The following is a 16,867-nucleotide window of genomic DNA, read 5'->3' on the forward strand; positions in this document are numbered from 1 at the left end:
GCAACTCTATTACCCAGATCGATCTGAGTACGACTACCACTAAATCAGTCAGAAAAAGAGATGCATCGATAACCGATACACCTCTTTCCCACCTACCTTACTGCCAGTTTGCAGCCAGCACAGCATCTAACTGAGTTTGCTGTGCGGCAGTCAGATTCCGCTCGGCCCCTGCATCAACTCCGAAAGACGCCATTTTGTCGACCAGGCTTTGCACTTGGCTATCCAGCAGCGTTTTGCCGTCGGCAGTTTTGAACTGATCCACCTGATAGTCATTAGCTGCGTACCAATTGCTCACCAGCACCTTATCGTTGGTATCGATGATACTGACTTCCAGGTCGCTGCCACTGCGACGGAACCAGAGGTCTTCAAGGCTTACATCAGTACCGAATTGCAGCACGTCGGTGCCACTGCTGACGTCGTAGTTGTTGATAACGTCTCGCCCTGAGCCGATGCTGATCTCGTAGATGTCACTGCCATCGCCCCCGATAAGGCTATCGTTGCCAGTACCGCCGTTAAGTACATCATTGCCCGACCCGCCATAGAGAGTGTCGTTGCCCGCTTCTCCATACAACCTGTCGTTCCCCTCTTCGCCATACAGCATATCGATCCCTTTGCCGCCGTAGAGGCTGTCCTTGCCAGCGCCACCGGAAACAGTATCGTCGCCGTCGCCAGCGTTGATGACATCGTCACTCGCGTAACCGCGAAGTGTCTGGTCAGATGAGTTTCCAAGCAGTACTTGTGATTTGATGGTCGACTGACTCCATAGGGTGCCATCAGCGAACTGCAGTTGATCGATCTGATATCCGCTGGTTGCGTCCTCAGCGAAGTGATTCATCACGCGCAGATTATCGGTTGTACCGTTAACGCGAATGAGCAGATCACTGCTGTCCCGAGTGATACTGACATCACTGACATTCAGGTCGGCAAGTTTTACGGTATCAAGTTTTCCGACACGGGCTTCATTGGCATAGTAGATCGTGTCCTGGCCAGCGCCTTTGCCAAACAGATATGTATCATCTCCGTCACCACCGTTCAGTTGATCATTACCGGCACCGCCATCCAGAACATCATTGCCATCTCCGCCGTAGAGCGTGTCATTGCCGGCCCCACCTTGCAGCAAGTCGTTACCAGCGTCACCGTTAAGCGTGTCAGCACCCGCACCGCCGGACAAAGTATCGTTGCCGCTACCACCGTTCACAGTATCGTCGCCAGCACCGGCGCTGATAACGTCATTGCCAGAGGTACCCGATAACGTTTCATCACTATCCGAGCCTTGAAGTACCTGAGATTTGATTTGCGTCTGGTCCCAGACGCTGCCATCGGCAAAAACGAGACGGTCGATCTGATAACCTCCAGCCGCGTCGCTCTGGAAGTGATAAACCACTCGCAAGCTATCGGTACTGCCTAACACACGGATGATGAGATCATTACCGTCACGGCGCACGCTGACATCGGAAGCATTCAGATCGGTAAGTTTGATCGTGTCCAGCTTGCCTTCGCGATTTTCATAGGCGTAGTAAATCGTGTCTTGCCCGGCGCCCTTACCGAACAGATAAGTGTCGTCACCCTCGCCACCGTCCAGTTGATCGTTGCCAGCGCCGCCGTCCAGGGAGTCGTTACCCACACCACCGCTGAGGCTGTCATTCCCTGCGCCGCCGAGCAACACATCATTGCCCTCGCCACCGTTCAACGTATCGGCTCCGGCATTGCCTGTCAGAGTGTCATTACCAGCAGCGCCATTGATGACGTCATCACCTGCTCCCGCATCGATAACATCGTTGCCGCTGGTGCCCGACAATGTTTCGTCCGCATCGCTACCCTGCAGAACCTGGTTCTTGATGGCGGACTGATCCCAGAAACTTCCATCGGCGAACTGAATGCGATCAATCTGATAGCCATAAGTCGCATCATTGGTGAAGTGGCTCATCACACGGAGGCTGTCAGTACTGCCTAATACGAGAATGAGTAGGTCACTTCCGTCGCGGCGCACACTGACGTCTACTGCATTAAGGTCAGTAAGCTTCACGGTATCGAGCTTGCCGATACGGCTTTCGTAGGCGTAGTAGACCGTATCCTGACCAGCGCCTCTGGCAAAGAGATAGGTGTCATCACCATCACCGCCATCAAGACGGTCGTTACCGGCACCGCCATCAAGGATGTCGTTACCGAGGCCACCGTTCAGGGTGTCATTGCCCATACCACCTAGCAACAGATCGTCACCGGCCTCGCCATTGAGAGTGTCTGCACCTTTGCTGCCTGACAACGTATCGTCGCCACTGCCACCATTGACGGTATCGTCTCCCGCACCTGCGTCAATACTGTCGCTAATGGCTGTGCCCGCCAACGTCTCGTCGGCATCCGTTCCCTGTAGAACCGCAGATTTGATCGACGCCTGATTCCAGCTATTGCCGTCGGCAAACTGGATTCGATCAACCTGGTAACCATAAGTCGCATCATTGGTGAAGTGAGCTACCACTCGCAGGCTATCGGTGGTACCCAGTACACGAATGAGCAAATCATTACCGTCACGGCGCACACTTACGTCCGCAGCATTCAAGTCGATCAACTTCACCGTATCGAGCTTGTCGGCACGACCTTCGTAGGCGTAGTAAATACTGTCCTGGCCCGAACCTTTACCGAACAGGTAAGTATCGTCACCGTTGCCGCCGTCCAGCATGTCATTACCAGCACCGCCGTCCAGTTGGTCGTTACCGTTACCGCCGTAGAGAGAGTCTTTACCGTCGCCGCCATTCAATACATCGTTGCCATCCTCGCCATTCAACGTGTCGGCACCGCTGCCACCGGAGAGAGTATCGTTGCCGCTTCCCCCATTGACCGAATCGTCGCCCGCTGCCGCATAGATGACGTCATCACTGCCGGTGCCCGACAGCGTTTCGTCAGCCTCAGTACCTTGCAACACCTGCGCCTTGATTGCGGTCTGATCCCAGAAGCCGCCGTCCGCGAACGCAATTCTGTCTATCTGATAGCCAGCTGTTGCATCGCCCATAAAGTGATAAACAACTCGCAGAGTATCGGTCGTGCCAAGAATGCGGATGACCAGGTCATAGCCGTCACGAGCAACACTTACATCAGCAGCATTGAGATCAACCAGTTTGACTTGATCAACCTTGCCCGCACGACTTTCGTTGGCGTAGTAGATGGTGTCCTGACCCGAGCCCTTGCCGAACAGGTAGGTATCGTCACCCGCACCGCCATCGAGACGATCATTGCCGGCACCGCCATCAAGTACGTCATTACCACTGCCGCCTGCGAGGCTGTCATTTCCAGCGCCGCCATTGAGGTAATCATCACCTTCATCGCCATTGAGCGAGTCGGCACCGTCGCCACCCAACAACCGGTCCTGCCCGGCGCCGCCATACAACGTATCGTCATCGGCGCCACCATCGATCAGATCGTCGCTCGCGAACCCCGTCAGAACCTGAGCAGCATCACTGCTTGTTAGCACCTGCGCCTTGATGGCAGACTGATCCCAATTGCTGCCATCGGCGAATTCGATCCGGTCGATCTGATAGCCGGCGGTGGCGTCACTCATGAAGTGATACATCACACGTAGTGTATCGGTCGTGCCGTTGATACGGATTACGAGGTCATAGCCCTCACGCACCACACTGACATCGGCAGCATTGAGGCCAACCAGCTTGACCTGATCAACCTTGCCCGCACGGGTTTCGTTCGCGTAGTAAATGGTGTCCTGGCCCGAGCCCTTGCCGAACAGATAGGTATCATCACCGGCTCCGCCATCCAGACGGTCGTTCCCGGCACCGCCATCAAGCACATCGTTGCCAGCACCGCCGTTGAGGATGTCATTGCCCGCCCCGCCTTGCAGCAGATCGTTACCCTCTTCACCGCTCAACGTATCAGCTCCAGAGCCGCCGATCAGGGTGTCATTGCCAGCAGCGCCGTTTATTGTGTCGTCCCCGCCACCTGCGTCGATCAAGTCATCGGTAGCGTACCCTGCCAGATATTGGTCCGCGTCATTGCCCAGCAAGGCTTGGATCTTGATTGTGTCCTGCCCCCAAATGTTGCCATCGGCAAACTGGATGCGATCAATCTGATAACCGGAAGTGGCATCGCCCATGAAGTGATACATGACCCGCAGCGTATCGGTCGTGCCATTGACCCGAACCACTAGGTCATAGCCATCTCGCGAAACACTGACGTCCGAAACGCCGAGACCGACCAACTGAATCGTATCGACCTTGCCTGCACGGGCTTCATTGACGTAGTAAAGGGTGTCTTGCCCAGATCCTTTACCGAACAGGTAGGTATCGTCACCGGCTCCGCCATCAAGTCGGTCATTACCGGCACCACCATCGAGCACATCATCACCTGCACCGCCGGTGAGGGTGTCATTACCCGATCCGCCTTGCAGCAAATCGTTACCCTCATCACCGCTCAGGGTATCGGCACCTGCCCCCCCTGCAAGCTTGTCGTTGCCAGCGCCACCCACGATCGTATCGTCCCCGGCACCGCCGTCGATTAGGTCGTCAGTGGCGTAACCCGCCAGATACTGGTCGGCGTCACTGCCTTGCAATACTTGAGACTTGATCGCTTCCTGATCCCAGGCGCTACCGTCGGCAAACTGGATGCGGTCAATCTGATAGCCCGATGTTGCATCACCTGCAAAGTGATAAACCACGCGCAAACTGTCGGTAGTACCGTTGACCCGAATAACCAGATCACTGCCATCTCGTGAAACACTTATATCTGCTGCGCCCAAGCCAACAAGCTGGATCGTATCAACCTTGCCTGCGCGGGTTTCATTGGCATAGTAGATGGTGTCCTGGCCTGATCCTTTGCCAAACAGGTAAGTATCGTCACCCGCACCACCATCCAGACGATCGTTACCAGCCCCACCGTCTAGCAAATCATTGCCTGCGCCACCGTTCAGGATGTCGTTACCCGTTCCGCCATCAAGCACATCGTTGCCCGCGCCACCGTTAAGGGTGTCATTGCCCGATCCGCCTTGCACAAGATCGTCGCCGTCATCACCATTGACGACATCGTCCCCTGAATTACCAAAAAGCTTATCGTTGCCAGCAGCACCGTAAACAGTATCGTCTCCGGCACCGGCCTCGATCAGATCATCAGTGCCGTAACCCTCAAGATACTGGTCAGCATCTGTGCCTTGCAGTGCAAGGGACTTGATGGTTTCCTGCCCCCAGATGTTTCCATCGGCGAACTGGATGCGGTCAATCTGATACCCAGATGTCGCGTCGCTTAGGAAGTGATACACCACTCTCAGGCTGTCGGTAGTGCCGTTGACCCGGAGAACCAAATCATAGCCAGCTCGCGAAATGCTTATATCTCCTGCATTGAGGCCGACCAGTTGGATCGTGTCAACCTTGCCTGTTCGAGCTTCATTGGCATAGTAAATAACGTCCTGACCTGATCCTTTGCCAAAGAGATAGATATCGTCTCCAGCGCCGCCATCCAGACGATCGTTACCAGCCCCACCATCCAGTACGTCGTTCCCGGCACCACCGTTGAGAACATCGTTCCCTGATCCGCCTTGAAGCAAATCGTTACCGTCTTCGCCATTCAACGTATCGGAACCCGTGCCACCAGACAGACTGTCATTTCCGGCAGCACCGTTGAGCGTATCGTCTCCACCGGACCCATCGATCACATCGTCGCTGGCAAAACCGGTTAATGTTTCATCAGCGTTACTGGATTGCAGTACAAGGGCGTTTATCGCTGCAAGACTCAATACGTCGCCGTCGGCAAACTGAATCTGATTTATCTGGTAGCCGTAAGTAGAGTCGTTGATAAAGTGATTACTGACTCGAAGAGTGTCGGTCGCTCCTTTAACTCTGATTAACAGATCGCTACTTTCCCGGGTGATCACCACATCACTACTGTTCAGCCCTGTCAGCTTGACGACGTCAACTCTGGTCGAGACAGGGTCATAGGCCAAAACAGTATCCTGGCCCGAACCTTTCCCAAAGACATAGGTGTCATTGCCATAACCGCCATCCAGACGATCATTACCCGCACCGCCCTCTAGTATGTCATCGCCGCCATTACCATAAAGCGTATCGTGCCCCGCCCCACCGGTCAGTGTTTCATTTGCTTCTGTGCCCGTAATGGTCAAAGAGCTCACCGGTACAACTGTGGAGAGATTGGCGTTGAGATCGTCCTTGTTCCAAACGACCCCATCCGCAAACTGTATCTGATCAATGCCATAACCGTAGATCGCGCTGGCGTAGAAGTGCGAGCTGACGCGCAGGGTTTCGCCGCTGTCCTTGATCTGGATAACCAGATCATCCGACTCACGACGTATCACTACGTCAGAAACATTCAGCCCCTCAAGACGAATGACATCCAGCTTGCCGACCGTGGTGTCGTTATAGGCGTAATTACTGATGGTGTCCTGGCCCGAGCCTTTGCGGAACACATAGGTGTCGGAGCCGAAACCACCGTCCAGCGAATCATTGCCGCTGCCTCCATCAAGTAGATCATTGCCGTAGCCGCCACTTAACGTGTCACTGCTTGTGCCGCCCAACAGCGTGTCGTCGCCATCCTCACCATAAAGCGTATCCTTGCCGTCGCCGCCGTCGAGAATGTCATCTCCCTGGCGACCACTGAGCACGTCGTTACCAGACTGCCCGAACAGACTGTCAGCCGAGTCGTAACCCGAAACAGTGTCATCACCTTCAGAGCCCGACAGCATTGCTGACCTGATCTGCGCATTGGTCAGCACCGAACCGTCTGCAAACTGCACCTGATCAATGCCATAGCCATAGTTGGCATAGGGATAGAAGTGCGAGCTGACACGCAAGGTTTCGCCACTGTCCTTGATCTGGATAATCAGGTCATCAGACTCGCGGCGCATCGCCACATCAGACGCATTCAGGCCTTCCAGGCGAATCACATCCAGCTTGCCAACCGTGGTGTCGTTGTAGGAGTAGTTGTTGATGGTGTCCTGGCCCGAGCCTTTGCGGAACACATAAGTGTCGGAACCATAGCCACCGTCCAGCGAATCGTTACCGGCTCCGCCATCAAGGGTGTCGTTACCGTCGCCACCACTAAGGGTGTCTCGGCCATCGCCACCTTTGAGGGTATCGTCACCTTGCAGGCCGTAGAGCAAATCGTTGCCCGACAGACCCAACAGATTATCGGCAGAGTCGTAACCCGAAATGGACTCATCACCTTCGGTGCCAGTCAGCAGCGCCGTCCTGATCTGCGCATTGGTCAGCACTGACCCATCTGCGAACTGCACTTGGTCAATGCCGTAGCCATAGGTCGCATTGGCATAGAAGTGCGAGCCAACACGCAGGGTTTCGCCGCTGTCTTTTATCTGGATAACCAGATCATCCGACTCACGACGCATCACAACATCCGAAGCGTTCAGCCCTTCCAGGCGAATAACATCCAGCTTATCGACTGTGGTGTCGTTGTAGGCGTAGTTGCTAATGGAGTCCTGGCCGGAGCCCTTGCGGAACACATAAGTATCGGAGCCGAAACCACCGTCCAGCGAATCATTGCCGCTGCCGCCATCCAGAAGGTCGTTACCATAGCCGCCACTCAGCGTGTCATAGCCTGAACCGCCCAATAACGTATCGTTGCCTTCCTCACCGTAAAGCGTGTCCTTGCCGTCACCACCATCAAGAACGTCATCGCCTTGGCGACCGTAAAGCATGTCGTTGCCAGACAATCCAAGAAGCCTGTCAGCCGAGTCGTAGCCCACTACGCTTTCATCGACGTCAGTACCGGTCAGCAATGCTGTCTTGATTTGCGCACTTGTCAGCACCGAGCCATCCGCAAACTGCACCTGATCGATGCCATATCCATAGGCTGCATTGGCATAGAAGTGCGAGCTGACGCGCAAGGTTTCACCGCTGTCTTTGATCTGGATAACCAGATCATCCGACTCACGACGCATCACTACGTCAGAAGTATTCAGTCCCTCCAGACGGATTACGTCCAGCTTATCGACGGTGGTGTCGTTGTAGGCGTAGTTGTTGATGGTGTCCTGGCCCGAGCCTTTGCGGAACACATAGGTGTCGGAACCATAACCCCCGTCCAGCGAGTCATTGCCGCTACCGCCATCGAGAAGGTCATTGCCGTAACCGCCGCTCAGCGTGTCATTACCTGCACCGCCTGACAGCGTGTCGTTACCGTCTTCGCCATACAGCGTGTCCTTGCCATCGCCACCGTCAAGGAGATCGTCGCCTTGACGACCATAAAGAACATCGTTTCCAGACAGTCCGGACAGACTGTCCGCCGAGTCGTAGCCCACTATCGTTTCATCGACTTCAGTGCCTGTCAGCAAAGTTGTCTTGATTTGCGCACTGGTCAGCACCGAGCCATCTGCAAACTGCACCTGATCAATGCCATAGCCATAAAGAACGTTGGTTGAGAAGTGCGAGCTGGCGCGAAGGGTTTCGTCTGTGCCTTTGATCTGGATAACCAGATCATCGGACTCACGCCGTATCAGAACATCCGAAGCGTTCAGCCCTTCAAGGCGGATCACATCCAGCTTATCGACCGTTGTGTCGTTGTAGGCATAGTTGCTGATAGTGTCCTGGCCCGCGCCCCTGCGGAATACGTAAGTGTCTGAGCCGAATCCACCATCCAGCGAGTCGTTGCCACTGCCGCCGTCCAGAGTGTCGCTGCCATAACCGCCACTCAGCGTGTCATTACCTGCACCGCCCAACAACGTGTCGTTGCCTTCCTCTCCATTAAGAGTGTCCTTGCCGCGGCCACCTTCAAGCAGGTCGTTGCCAGCCCGACCAGCGAGGGTGTCATTACCGTCTCCGCCGGACAAGCGGTCTTCGCTCGCGTAGCCTATGATGCTGTCGTCGCTCTCTGCGCCTATCAGCAATGCCGCTGTGATCTGCGCTTGGTCCCAAACGATGCCATTGGCGAACTGCAACTGATTGATCGCATATCCATAGCTCTGGTCTGCGTAGAAGTGCGAATTGACCCTTATTGTTTCGCCCGTCTGATTGATCTGAATAACCAGGTCATCAGACTCGCGGCGAATACTGACATCCTCTGAGGTCAGCCCCTCAAGCCGAATAACATCGAATTTGTCGACAGTGGTGTCGTTGTAGGCATAGTTACTGATGGTATCTCGGCCATAGCCCTTGCCGAACACATACGTGTCGGAGCCTTTTCCGCCATCGAGCGTATCGTTACCGGTCCCCCCATCAAGAACATCGTTGCCAGCGCCGCCACTAAGCGAATCGTTTCCTGCGCCGCCCAGCAGCGTGTCGTTTCCGTCCTCACCGTTGAGCGTATCCTTGCCATCGCCCCCGTCTAGTACGTCATCGCCGCCGCGACCGCTTAAAATGTCATTGCCGGCCAAGCCTGCCAGTTTATCGTCGCTGGCATAACCCGTGATGCTGTCGTCACTTTCAGTACCGATCAACAAGGCAGCCGTAATCTGCGCCTCGTCCCAAAGGGTGCCATCGGCAAATTGCAGCTGGTTGATTGCATAACCGTAGGACTGATCCACGGTAAAATGCGAACTGATACGCAGCGTCTCGCCCGTCTGACGAATCTGAATAAGCAAGTCATCGGATTCACGACGAATACTCACATCGCCGGTATTCAGTCCCTCCAGACGAACGATGTCCAGCTTGTTGGCTGTGAGGTCGTTATAGGAGTAGTTGCTGATGGTGTCCTGCCCAGAACCCTTTCGGTAAATATAAGTATCCGAGCCCTTGCCACCCTCCAACGAATCATTACCAGCACCTCCATCGAGGGTATCGTTGCCCGCGCCACCGTTCAGGGTATCGTTGCCGAGACCACCGAGCAGGGTGTCATCACCGTCCTCACCGTTGAGCGTATCGCGGCCTTCACCACCACTGAGAAGATCATCGCCAGCACGACCATTGAGCACATCGTCACCCTCAAGCCCTGCCAGTTCATCGGCAGTGGCATAACCGATAATACTGTCGCTGCCTTCCGTGCCTATCAAAAGCGCCGAAGTGATTTTGGCCTGGTCCCAGACTGTACCGTCAGCAAACTGCAACTGATTGATTGCATAACCATACGTTTGATCAACTGCGAAATGTGAACTGACCCGCAGAATTTCGCCCGTCTGACGAATCTGAATGACAAGGTCATCGGACTCGCGGCGAATACTGACGTCTTCAGCGGTCAACCCTTCCAGGCGCACCACATCCAGTTTGTTCGGCATGTTCTCGTTGTAGGCATAGTTGTAGACAATGTCCTGCCCCGACCCCTTTCGGAAGATATAAGTGTCCGAGCCTTTACCGCCCTCAAGCGAATCGTTGCCCGTGCCACCGTCGAGAATGTCGTTACCTTCGCCACCGGAGAGAGTGTCATTGCCCGCGCCACCCAGAAGCGAATCATCGCCAGCCTCTCCGTTGAGACTGTCCTTGCCGTCGCCACCATCAAGCAGATCATTGCCATTGCGGCCGTTGAGTGTGTCATTGCCCGCCAGCCCCAAGAGCGTGTCGGCAGTGTCGTAGCCCGTGATAGTGTCGTTGCCGTCGGTGCCATCAAGAAGCGCAGCAGTGATGCTTGCGCGATCCCAGACAGTGCCATCGGCAAACTTCAACTGATCGATGGCATAACTCCAACTGCCGGATTCAGAGGTGAAATGCGAACGGATTCGCAAAGACTCGCCGGTCTGACGAATCTGCACAATCAGGTCGTCGGACTCCCGGCGCAGGCTGACGTCATCACCGTTCAGGCCATCGAGACGTACAATGTCGAGTTTGTTGGCGGTTGTATCGTTGTAACTGGAGTTATCAATTGCGTCGGAGCCAGAGCCTTTAGCAAAGATATAGGTGTCCGACCCTTTACCACCTTCCAGTGTGTCGTTTCCAGTACCGCCATCCAGCAGGTCGTCCCCGTTACCACCGGCCAGGTGGTCGTTGTCGGCACCGCCGAGCAACGTATCTGCACCGTCTTCGCCATATAAAGTGTCGCGCCCTGCACCTCCGCGAAGGGTGTCACTACCAAGGCCGCCAGAAAGCGTGTCGTTGCCTGCCAATCCTTCAAGAGTATCGTCAGTGTCGTAACCGGTGAGCGTGTCATTGAACTCGCCCCCCGTCAGCAACGAAGTCTTGATCTGATCTACGCCCCAGACAGTACCGTCAGCAAACTGCAGTTGATCGATGGCGTAGTTGTAGTAACTGCTGGAAGGAGAGAAATGCGAGGAAACACGCAGGGTATCGCCGGTTTCCTTGATCTGGATAAGCAGATCATTGTATTCCCGACGCAGGCTGATATCGCTCAGGTTAAGCCCTTCAAGACGAATGACGTCTTGCTTGCCAACCGTGCCCTCGTTGTACACGCCGTTGCTGATGCTGTCCTGGCCAGAGCCTTTACGGAAAACGTAGGTGTCAGAACCATAACCACCGTCAAGGCTGTCGTTGCCAGAACCACCATCCAGCACGTCATCGCCATAGCCGCCACTGAGCGAGTCATTACCTGCGCGCCCCAGCAATGTGTCATTGCCATCCTCGCCGTATAAAGTGTCCGAGCCATTGCCCCCGTCGAGCACATCATCGCCTGCACGACCACTCAGCGAATCGTTTCCATCCTGGCCAAAGAGGCTATCTGCTGTGGCATAACCAGTGAGAGTGTCGGCCTCTTCCGATGGCAGAACAACGGCAGCTTTGATCTGTGCACCATCCCACACGGAGCCGTCGGCGAATTTCAGTTGATCAATCGCGTAGGCGGTGACGCCATCCTGGCTGAAATGCGAACGCACAGTCAGGGTGTCACCTGTTGCCTTGATCTGAATGACAAGATCGTCACCCGACCGAGAAAAGCGCAGGTCGGCCGAATTCAAGCCATCCAGCTGAATGACATCAACCTTATCGGCAGCTGTTTCGCCGTAAGAGTTGTTGTTGATGCTGTCCTGACCATACCCTTTTGCAAAGCGGTAAGTGTCAGAACCGCGACCGCCATCAAGCGTATCGTTGCCAGTGCCACCATCAAGGATGTCGTTACCATCAGCGCCATAGAGAGTATCGCTACCGGCGTTGCCAGCCAGCAAATCGTTCCCTTCCTCGCCATACAGGTAGTCTGAGCCGGAACCACCGCTCAATGTGTCCTGGCCAATACCGCCATACAAGGTGTCGCTGCCTTCATCGCCATTCAGAACGTCGTTACCGGCAAGGCCATTGAGGACGTCATCCCCCATACCACCAACAATACGGTCATCGGATGCATAGCCGGTGAGAGCATCATTACCGTCAGTGAAGGTAAAGGCCGCCATGCTCTTGATTTGCTCAACGTCCCACTGAGTGCCGTCAGCAAATCGAATCTGCTCTACGGTATAAGGCGTGTCGCCGTCATTCTGGAAGTAGCCGGAAATCGTTACCTTGTCCGTGAAGTTTTTAAGGGACAAGACCAGATCATTGTACGAACGGGTGACCATGATATCGGTCGGAAGAATGTCCGCCGCGAACTCGATAACATCTGTCTTTCCGACACTCGAATCGTAGTTATTGATCGAGTCCTGACCCCAGCCACGGTTGAAGCGATAGACGTCGGAGCCCTCGCCACCCGAGAGGTAATCATTACCAGTACCGCCCTCCAGTTGGTCGTTGCCTGAGTCGCCGTACAGAGTGTCGTTGCCTGCATCGCCAGTTAGCGTGTCATTGCCCTCGCCACCGGTCAGGTAGTCCGAGCCATCGCCACCGGATAACTGGTCAATGCCAGCGCCGCCGTACAGGTAGTCGTTCCCCTCCTCACCGAACAGCGCATCATTTCCGGCTTCGCCCGAAAGACTGTCAGCACCCGCTCCGCCTTGAAGGGTGTCATTACCCGCCTGACCATAAAGACTGTCATCGCCTAAACCGCCGTTCAGGGCGTCATCGGTGGCGTAATCCCAGAGGTTGTCATTACCGTCGGTGGTGACAGTGGACAGGGCTTTGATCTGATCAAGATTCCATTCAGTGCCATCGGCAAAGCGAACCTTCTCCAACGCATAGGGAGTAACACCATCATTCTGGAAATAGCCAGAAATCGTGATTCTGTCAGTAGCGTTTTTAAGCGACAGGACCAGGTCAGAGCCTGACCGCGTGACAATGATATCGGCCGGAAAGATGTCTGCCGCGAACTCAATAGCATCCGTCTTCCCTGCGCTCGAATCGTAGTTATTGATCGAGTCCTGACCCCAGCCACGGCTGAAACGATAGACGTCGGAGCCATCGCCACCCGTGAGGTAGTCGTTGCCAGTACCGCCATCCAGTTGGTCGTTGCCTGAATCGCCATACAGCGTGTCGTTACCTGCATCGCCGGCAAGGGCGTCATTGCCCTCGCCGCCAGCCAGGTAGTCCCCGCCATCACCGCCAGACAACTGGTCGATGCCGGAACCGCCGGAGAGATAGTCATTTCCAGCATCACCGAGCAGCGTATCGTCGCCGCTCTCACCCGAAAGGCTGTCGTCACCGGCTCCGCCCTGAAGGGTGTCATTGCCTGCCTGACCATACAGGCTGTCATCGCCCTGGCCACCGCTCAGGGTGTCATCAGTCGCGTAGCCCCACACATTGTCATTGCCATCTGTAGTAATGACGGCCGCAGTTTTGATCTGATCGAGAGTCCAGGTGGTACCGTCAGCAAAACGGATCTGTTCAAACGCATATGGGGTAACACCATCATTCTGGAAATAGCCAGAAATCGTGATTCTGTCGGCAGAGTTTTTCAGCGACAGGATCAGGTCAGTGTATGAGCGGGTGACCAAGATATCGGCCGGAAGGATATCTGCCGCGAACTCAATAGCATCTGTCTTTCCAGCACTCGAATCGTAGTTATTGATCGAGTCCTGACCCCAGCCACGACTGAAACGATAGACGTCGGAGCCTTCGCCACCCGTGAGGTAATCGTTTCCAGTACCGCCATCCAGTTGATCATTACCCGAATCGCCGTACAGGGTGTCGTTGCCTGTATCGCCGGTGAGAGCGTCATTGCCCTCGCCACCCATAAGATAATCGTTTCCAGTACCGCCATCCAATTGATCGTTACCCGAATCGCCGTACAGGGTGTCGTTGCCTGTATCGCCGGTGAGAGCGTCATTGCCCTCGCCACCCATAAGATAATCGTTTCCAGTACCGCCATCCAATTGATCGTTACCCGAATCGCCGTAAAGAGTGTCGTTGTCTGCATCGCCTGACAGGAAGTCATTACCCTCTCCGCCAGCAACATAATCGCCGCCCTCCCCACCGAATAGCTGATCACCACCCGCGCCCCCGTACAAAGTATCCTTACCAGCGCCGCCTTCTAAATAGTCATCACCTTCCTGACCAAACAATATATCGTCACCTGCCGCTCCTTCAAGTTTATCGCTGCCTGCATATCCCCAAATCTGATCATTTCCCTCCGTATTTTTTATTGCCATGGAATAAATATTTTCGACTGACCAGATGGTTCCATCGGCAAAATTAATTTGATCGACAGCATACCCATGATTAGCAACCGTAACATCATCAAAATAGCTTTGAACAGTAACACTGTCGGAGCTGCCTTTAATTTTGAGGACTAAATCGTAATAGTTACGGGTAACAACTACATCGCTTACTGCTATACCCGAACCAAACCGAATAACGTCTACCTTACTGCCTTCGGCATCAGTGTCTGCGTTAAATATAGTATCCTGGCCATCACCCGCATTAAAATCATATGTATCTGAACCATCGCCACCTGCAAGATAATCATTCCCACCCCCTCCGGTAAGAACATCATTTCCTTGCCCGCCGTATAGACGATCGTTACCAGACAACCCTAGTAAATAGTCATCTGAAGCGTTACCGTTCAGTACATCATTACCTAGACCACCGACGGAATTATTGAAGCCTAGCCCGCTTAGCAGAGATGAAAAACCAGAATTACTTTTTTGTCCCTCTGCGCGAATCACCTCCAGTAGTTGTTCACCGAAGCTACCGATATCTTTAAGGCTTCTGCCGTACTCAGAAATAAATATAGTACCTTTTTCCAAATCCGCATCATACTGAGCTTGTAGCTTCTCAAGAACAGAGGATATGTCCCAGTGATACCCTGCCTCATCAATTGTGACGCTCAAGCCATCAAATACCCCCAGCAGATGAGTCTGGAGCATAAGCTTGTCATAAATTGCGGCAGCAAAGTTGTCGAACGCCTGGAGTAATATGCCAGCCGCAGGACCGTGCGGATTGGGATCCCGAGTCCCCCAGCACCAGGTACCCAAGTAATCTGTACCTAAAAAAGCTTCAAGCGTAGCTAGTTTACGAGCGTCCCCAATAACATTGCCATAAATTTGTGTGGCTGCTCGACTAGCCGGGTCGATATCTTGAACACCAGCCCAGTGATAAATAAATAGTTTGGCGAACAGAGGGGTCATTTTCGCGCTTGAAAGACTCAACCAAAGATTTCAATACAGGATCTGAGGCCATCGAGCGTTGGAGGCTATGAACATTGCCAAAACCCTCTATATCAGGAAGCGCCAAAATATCAGCGCTCACTACTACCGCTGACGTGTCAATCGTGTCCCTGCCGTTCACATCAAACCATACATCCTCTATCGCTGCGGCACTGCCATCTGTACGAGTATATGAGCCTAACTGACGATGCTCATTACCGTTAGCGTCTATGACACCCGACGGTACATCACCATTCGCATCCACCTTGCCTGGCTCAGCATAACTCGTGCTGATAGATTTCACGCCAGCTTGCTCTAGAGTTAAAAGCTCACCGGTATCGACGATGCCATCGGAATTTTTATCTACCCAAACGTTTAACTCAGCGTACGCAAAATCTTTGATATCAAAAACACCGTCCTGATTTTCATCAAGATCTGCAAGCGCCAAGAAACCGTTAGCTGCTTTATACCCCGAAGAACTTACAGTATTATTCCCGAAAAGTTCAGCACCCTGATTGATTTTACCGTCCTTGTTTTTGTCCCAAACCAGTAAGCCATCATCTTTCCCCACCCAACCACTGCTTTCAGAAAACCCGTTTCCGTCGTGATCAAAGTAAATATTGCTTTTAGCAGAAATAGTTTCAACTCCATCGCCATCAAGATCGAGTATAAGAGGGCTGCGCGCGTCTTCAGCCTTCTCAAACGATTTCTCCATTTCGGACTTCATATCCTCGCCGATTTTTTTAAAGTCTGGCACGCCGAATGAGGGAAACGTTGACCACTCGCCCGAAGCACCGTCCAGCTTTCCAGTAAAAGTTACATTTCCGTCATAGCCTATATCGAAACCCAAGCCACCTTCACTTTTTCCGTCAGCACTCTTACCACTAACCTCTGTCTTTACGCTATCCTTGTCTAGTGAGACGCCGTACTTAGTTCCATCCTGCGAAGTTTTATCAAACGTCACTTTCCCTTTATTCACAGGATCGTAACCTATACCTAAATTGCTGCCGTCGCCCGCAACCCAATGATTGCTAAGTCCAAATGTATTATCCTTTGAATTATAGCCGACATGCTTGGTAGAACCATCGCCGGAGACTGAGTTATATGCCGATGAAAACTCACCATTATTATAGTTTAAATTAAGCGTACCCTCTGGATTTTTCTGTGTCACACCAATAGATGGATAAGTAGCATCAGATGTTTTACCAATTGAATATGTTTGACTCTCCCCATAGGACCGCTAAGCGAAGTAGAGTACTTCCCTAAACCGTTGGTCGACATAGTCCCTGTAAATCCATGCCCATCGGTAGCAGTCGCCTCATGAGTGACGGCACCAGATCCGAAATCATACTTGAAAGTATAGTTAATTTTCCAATCACTCATGAGCAACTCCTAATACTGGCAATTATTTTTTGGAACGGTCACGAAAGACCATTAAACAACTTAAAACAAAACCCCAAACACCTGCCCAACAACTAGAAACCTCAAACAAATAAAAGTCGAAATATTTTTTAAGACAAC

Annotated in this window: 3 protein-coding genes; all 3 read right to left on the minus strand. The window is 53.4% G+C overall.

The window, feature by feature from the left end; translation table 11 throughout:
- Positions 1-97: 97 nt before the first annotated feature.
- Genes AC4ANK_RS24890 through AC4ANK_RS24900 form a run of 3 tightly spaced genes read right to left on the minus strand, consistent with a single transcriptional unit; the run spans position 98 to position 16,729 of the window.
- Positions 98-15,328: a calcium-binding protein gene (locus tag AC4ANK_RS24890; RefSeq protein ID WP_460383569.1), complete on the minus strand. Its 15,231-nt coding sequence runs from the start codon at positions 15,326-15,328 to the stop codon at positions 98-100.
- Positions 15,261-16,517 (minus strand): SPM autocatalytic domain-containing protein, encoded by a 1,257-nt coding sequence (locus AC4ANK_RS24895; RefSeq protein ID WP_460383571.1) that lies wholly within the window; start codon positions 16,515-16,517, stop codon positions 15,261-15,263. Before AC4ANK_RS24895 ends, AC4ANK_RS24890 begins: the two co-directional genes overlap by 68 nt.
- A complete protein-coding gene (locus AC4ANK_RS24900; RefSeq protein ID WP_460383573.1) occupies positions 16,514-16,729 on the minus strand; it encodes a hypothetical protein in 216 nt (71 codons plus the stop codon). Before AC4ANK_RS24900 ends, AC4ANK_RS24895 begins: the two co-directional genes overlap by 4 nt.
- Positions 16,730-16,867 lie beyond the last annotated feature (138 nt).

The sequence above is a fragment of the Pseudomonas sp. Pmew2 genome (assembly GCF_058129885.1).

Coding starts and splice junctions, on each gene's coding strand:
- AC4ANK_RS24890 (WP_460383569.1), bottom strand. CDS start 15,328: ATGACCCCTCTGTTCGCCAAACTATTTATTTATCACTGGGCTGGTGTT.
- AC4ANK_RS24900 (WP_460383573.1), bottom strand. CDS start 16,729: ATGAGTGATTGGAAAATTAACTATACTTTCAAGTATGATTTCGGATCT.